The sequence below is a fragment of the Methyloceanibacter sp. genome (genome assembly GCF_058506495.1).
Genome location: NZ_JBZMXT010000118.1, coordinates 1 through 5,057, shown reverse-complemented (window position 1 = coordinate 5,057; position 5,057 = coordinate 1). Strand labels below are relative to the sequence as shown.

Sequence of the window (5,057 nt, the reverse complement as noted above, 5' to 3'; positions counted from 1 at the left end):
TGCAACCCAGCCGCTCCGATGGAGTTCGAGTAGCTGGCTTCTTCCACATCGACCGTATTTCCGACCGGCGGCAGCTTGCCATCCGGGTCCGGTTGGCGGCCGCCTGACCACGCGACATCGTAGACCTGTTCATGCGTTTTGCCCTCATTCTCGAGCCAGCCCTTGATCACTTGAATACGATCAAGATTGGCACCGTCGGGGTCGCGGATCGCACGGATTAACAGGGAAGGTGCTGTACCTTCGGGAGCATCGGTAAGATCGCCGCCCATCGGCACGCCCACGTCGTAGCCGTGTTTGGCGAAGTCCGAGCGATTCAGGTCATCTTTGTCAAAGTTCCAGCCGGCGAAAACACGAACGCGCATGCGTGTCCCCGTGGTGGCAAAAACTTCTTTGCGTTCGAACGCATCCCATATGGCCTCACGGGTGTTCTCCCGCGCCCAGACCGCGGCAAGCCCCGATGCAAGCGCTTGAGCATGGACGATGTCGTCAGAGGGATCGTCAGGTGTAAAGCGTCCAGTGATCTGTTCTTCAAAGCGCACGGGATCGGGTGTTGGCTCTACCATTGTCACCTTGCCAAAGAAGTTGTCTTCCTGGGCTGTTGAGAGACCTGTATGGGAGTCCGTAGAACCGATGACGCCGAACTTAAACGGATTAACTCCTAGGGTCTTTTCATAGGCCATTCCACGCTTCCAGGCCTCGCGGGCATATTCGCGGGGGAGCATCTCAGGAGTCTTCAGCTCCGGCCCGAAGCTGCCCTTGTCCCATGTGCCGTAGTCAGCGAACTCATCGTTCGGGGACAGCGCAGGGTGCGCTTCGCCATCACCCTTGATCTGTGTGACCTCGTAGACCGGCTCGAAGCGCATTCTCCGCTCGGCATAGTCCCGATCCAGCGGTTTCTTGGTCGTCAGCGTGACGTTGTCGAACATTAAGCCGTTGGAAAGATTGCCGTTGTGCGGGATGGCCAACAGCCGGCCGCCAGTGTTCGCTTCATACTTTTCCATCCACTTCCATAGGTCTTCCGGATCGTCGCTGTCATAGGCGCTGAACGGTATGACCTTGTCGGCCTTGTCCTTCCCATCGCGGAATATGATGTTGCGGTGGAGATTGTTTCCTTGGGGACCGGAGGTCCACTCATACCCAATCAGCGTAGTGAAGCGTCCAGGATCGTTGTGCCGCTCTGCAGCTTCGGTCATGCGCTGCCACATGGTCTTATTGAACTCGGTCCCTGTGAGCGGATCTTCGGCGTTCTCTGCCATAGCGAAGGTATTGGCCCAATAGATATAGGCTTCACCCATAGCCTCCTCTGTCTTCGGAGCAATGACTTCCGCAAGGCCTTTGCCCCATTCCGTGCCCAGCAAGGCTTCATTGCCTTCCTCTAATCCAGCGGTCAGCCCAAGATTTTCGGCGTGGTCGGCGACAACCAAGAAATCCAATGGTCGTTGCAGCCGTGCACGTATGCCATGTGACGATGTCACGGCCTCGCCTTTGGCGAAGCGGTAGGCATCGTCGGGCGTCGTTGTTGCGCCTACCAGCCCGGCATCGGCCGAGTAACCGGTGTGAAGATGCGTATCGCCAAACAAGACCTGATCGGGGAAATCGTACTGGATGTATGGAGAGTACTCGGCATCCGGGTCGGGTTTCATGCCGACGAGTTCTTGTGCCTGCGCACTAGTCAGGGTCAGCAAGACCACCGCAGCTGCTAGAGTCGCCACGGATGAAGGCCGCGAGTACTTGTAAGTCATATGAACCCCCGTGGTTCTCGTCGTTCACCCCGCATCTCGCGCTTACAGCGCGAGGCGTCGAATCCAGACCTTGAAGGAAATCTCAGATTGGCAAGCTGATCTGTGTCAACACGGGGGTGAAGGAGCCGAGGAATGTCCGCTTTGGGTCATTAGCCGACATCCGAATGCGACCTAGCGACGACTGCTTTGCGCCCCTAAGCAGACATCCTCGGCCTCACAATTGAGGTCTGCCAAGTGCCAAAGCGAGCATTTGGACCAATTTCGGCCGCAGCGCACCCCGTGTTAGAACGCGATGAAACATCGTGCGGAGAGAACAATGTTGAGTGTCCGTAGTCGTTTGGCTGTGCTTTCCGGTGTCTTTCTTTGCGCCCTTACGGCTTTTTCGGCGACCTCGACGGGCACTGAGGAAAAGCCTAAGCCGCAAATCCTGTTCACCAACGTCAACATCTTCGACGGGAAGAGCGAGACGCTCTCAGAGGGCATGACCGTTCTAGTCGAAGGCAATCTCATCAAGAAGATTGCCAAGGGTGAGATCGAGGTACGTGACGAGGCTACGGTGATCGATGGCGGTGGGCGCACTCTAATGCCGGGACTTGCGGATACGCACGTTCACCTCGGCTTCGCCTCACTACCCCAGGCCCAGATGTTCACAGGCCGACCGGGCTACAACTACATCTATTCAGCGGGCGACGCTGAGGCCATGCTAATGCGCGGGTTCACCGTGGTGCGCGATATGGGCGGCGACGTGTTTGGTCTAAAGCGGGCAATCGACGAAGAGCGCGTGCCAGGGCCACGGATTTATCCATCAGGTGCATTCATCAGCCAGACGGCCGGTCACGGTGACTTTCGCTTGCCGGAGCAGAATAATCCTCGTTTCGACGGTCCACGCCCCTTCTGGATGAGGCTTGGCTACTCGCGCCTTGCTGATGGCGTTCCGGAGGTCCTGGCCGCGGTGCGCGAAAATCTCCGCAACGGAGCGTCGCAAATTAAGTTGGGAGCAGGCGGTGGCTATAGCTCGCCATCTGACCCCCTTCTCGGCAATCAGTACACGTTTGAGGAGCTTAAGGCTGCGGTGGATGCAGCGGCTGATTGGCAGACCTACGTGACTATTCACGCCTACCACCCGAGCTCGATCAACCGCGCAATCGATGCGGGTGTGAAGGACATCGGCCATGGGCAGTTGCTCGACGAAAAGACACTTCGGCGCATGGCAGACAAAGGCGTTTTTCTCAGCACGCAACCCTTCACGCTCTGTAAGGAGCCGCAGTTGTCGGACTTCTCGAACTCGAAGCTCGCCATAGTCTGTAAAGGCACGGCCTTCGTCTACGCGACCGCGAAGAATATCCCCGACCTCAAAGTAACATTCGGGACCGACCTGTTCTTCGTCCCTCCAGAGGTCTTCGCCGAACAGGCCAAGATGATGGAACGTCTATTGAAGTGGTACAAGCCGGTCGAAATCTTGCGCATGGCGACAAGCACCTCTGGTGAACTGTTTCAAATGAGCGGCCTGCGCAACCCCTATCCCGACGGTGCTCTTGGCCTCATTCAGGAGGGTGCCTATGCTGACCTTTTACTCGTAGACGGAAACCCGCTGGACGACCTCAAAGCCGTCACCGACACGGGCAATCTCAAGATCATCATGAAAGACGGCAAAGTCTATAAGAACACCCTGAATTAGGCCGACGTCCGCTTTGGGTCATTAGCGGACGTCAACCAGCGCATCACGGATGTCTGCTCTACCCTCTTAAGCGGACATCCGCATCCGCCTTGGCGAGTGGCTATTCAAGGTCCCTAGCAGGTGCTCCAAGTTAGAGACTTTGCAACATCCACGGCGTGTTGATCGGCTGAAACCTGCGTGCAATGGTCGAACTCATAGAGGCTATGACAATCTTACCGAGGGCAACAAAGATGCGTAAGTTTACACTCATCCTTGCGGCGGTTTTCTGGATGTGCATCGGTTTGATCGCGTCCGGCCACTCGGTGAATTCCCAAAGCGCGAAGAATGAGATGACAACGGACAAACCGGTCTTCGTCTTGGTGCATGGGACTTTCCAGTGGGGCGGTCAGTGGGAACCCCTCGCCGCAATTCTCAGGAACGAGGGATACGCTGTCCACACGCCGACATTGAGCGGCCTTGGAGAGCGGAATCATCTGCTCTCAAAGCAGATCGGCTTATCGACCCATATTACGGATGTTGTGAACTACATCACCTGGCTCGACCTTGAGAATGTGATCCTCGTGGGTCACAGCTACGGAGGGGCCCCAATTACCGGCGCTGCGGACAGACTCTCGGAACGAATTGCCCACATTGTCTATGTGGATGCGGTGATCATGGAGCACGGAGAGAGCATGATCACCGATTTTGCACCTTCCAGCGAGGTAGAACACATACGAGAGGCTGTAGAAAAGGAGGGGGATGGCTGGTTGCTTCCACCCAAGTTTTTGCGTGATCCACCGCTTCCCACCATGAGCAACCATCCCATCAAGACCTATACTGATCGAATTGACCTGAAGGGGCCTTTGCCCACATCGGGCACATTTATAGCTGCAACTGAGGGCGAGTTTTTCGATGTCCTGCGCGAGAAAGGCGCCCAAAGGTCAGGAGAGCGTGGTTGGATGGTTCACACGGTTGAAGGCCCTCATGCACTCCAAGAGCAAAGCCCATCTAAGGAACAGGTTGCGGAAATCCTGCTGGAGATTGCCAAGAACTGAGTATGCCGCCCAGGGTCGTTCAGCCTGGATGATCTTGTTTGACTATGACCGCACCGGATGTCGGTTTTGGGTCAGAAGCGGCCCTAGGACCTGGACGCACCTATGTCCGGTTACCAACCATTGTCCGACATTCCTGGTCTCACGATTGAGGTCTGCCAGTTGGTAGAAGCGAGCATCGAGCAGACGGTTGCCTGGCGAGGCCTGGCCTGGGCGGCAAGCTCCAGACCCAGGTCTTATAGCTAACAAGCCGCCCCCGAAGGGACGGCTCTGGCTTCATCAAGTCTGATAGCTCCAATGGAACTATGCAGCCTCGATGTTTGCTACAGCGGTCTTGCCGCTGCGGCGGTCGATCTCAGTGTCAAACTTTACGCTTTGACCTTCGACGAGATCTGTCATCCCGGCACGTTCAAGTGCTGTCACATGGACGAAAACATCATTGCCTCCGTCAGCAGGCTGAATGAAGCCAAAGCCTCTACTAGCGTTGTAAAATTTCACTGTTCCCGGTGTCATCGGGGTCCTTTCGTTGATTTACGTGTAGTCGTGCCCCCAGTCGTGCAGGCGCACGGCTTGGAGGTGTGAATGTCGATGTTTGGGAGGGTCTGA

Annotated in this window: 4 protein-coding genes; 2 read left to right on the top strand and 2 right to left on the bottom strand. The window is 56.4% G+C overall.

Features of this window, described 5'->3' with window-relative positions; all coding sequences use genetic code 11:
* The coding region (locus AC33YF_RS12785; protein WP_491777593.1) for a DUF3604 domain-containing protein at positions 1–1,742 on the bottom strand (1,742 nt) is incomplete at its 3' end.
* A gap of 316 nt (positions 1,743–2,058) precedes the next feature.
* Between AC33YF_RS12785 and AC33YF_RS12780 the strand changes: the two genes are divergently transcribed.
* Positions 2,059–3,420 carry a metal-dependent hydrolase family protein gene (locus tag AC33YF_RS12780; RefSeq protein ID WP_491777592.1) on the top strand — a complete coding sequence of 454 codons (1,362 nt, stop codon included), beginning with the start codon at positions 2,059–2,061 and terminating at the stop codon, positions 3,418–3,420.
* Between the two features lie 230 nt (positions 3,421–3,650).
* Complete coding sequence (locus tag AC33YF_RS12775) at positions 3,651–4,454, top strand: alpha/beta fold hydrolase (protein WP_491777591.1); 804 nt, start codon at positions 3,651–3,653, stop codon at positions 4,452–4,454.
* 300 nt (positions 4,455–4,754) lie between these two features.
* Here AC33YF_RS12775 and AC33YF_RS12770 read toward each other — a convergent pair whose 3' ends face one another.
* Positions 4,755–4,964 (bottom strand): cold-shock protein, encoded by a 210-nt coding sequence (locus AC33YF_RS12770; protein ID WP_491777590.1) that lies wholly within the window; start codon positions 4,962–4,964, stop codon positions 4,755–4,757.
* Between the last annotated feature and the right edge of the window lie 93 nt (positions 4,965–5,057).

Bases quoted from the DNA above. Each gene is read 5' to 3' on its own strand.
- AC33YF_RS12775 (WP_491777591.1), top strand. From the start codon at position 3,651: ATGCGTAAGTTTACACTCATCCTTGCGGCGGTTTTCTGGATGTGCATC.
- AC33YF_RS12770 (WP_491777590.1), bottom strand. From the start codon at position 4,964: ATGACACCGGGAACAGTGAAATTTTACAACGCTAGTAGAGGCTTTGGC.
- AC33YF_RS12780 (WP_491777592.1), top strand. From the start codon at position 2,059: ATGTTGAGTGTCCGTAGTCGTTTGGCTGTGCTTTCCGGTGTCTTTCTT.